Source organism: Staphylococcus pasteuri (genome assembly GCF_030547725.1).
GTDB lineage: Bacteria > Bacillota > Bacilli > Staphylococcales > Staphylococcaceae > Staphylococcus > Staphylococcus pasteuri.
On sequence record NZ_JAUOQO010001169.1, the window covers coordinates 1 to 228 of the forward strand.

Genomic DNA, 228 nt, shown 5'->3' on the forward strand with positions numbered 1-228 from the left:
GGCTAGAAATCCGATTCATGATGCGGCGCCAGCTTTAGCCGAGCTTGCGGCAATGCACTGGGATAACGGTAACCAATTTTTCCCGCCCACCAGTTTTCAAATTGCCAACATTCACTCGGGTACCGGTGCTTCAAACGTTATTCCAGGCGAATTAGACGTACAATTTAACTTCCGCTACTCAACTGAGCTTACCGACCAAGACATTGTGAAGCGCGTACACAATATCTT

1 protein-coding gene is annotated in these 228 nt (G+C 47.8%); it reads left to right on the forward strand.

Going from position 1 to position 228, the window contains the following annotated elements; genetic code table 11:
• A partial coding sequence (locus Q4528_RS16770; protein WP_303522952.1) for a peptidase dimerization domain-containing protein occupies positions 1 to 228 on the forward strand: 228 nt, incomplete at both ends.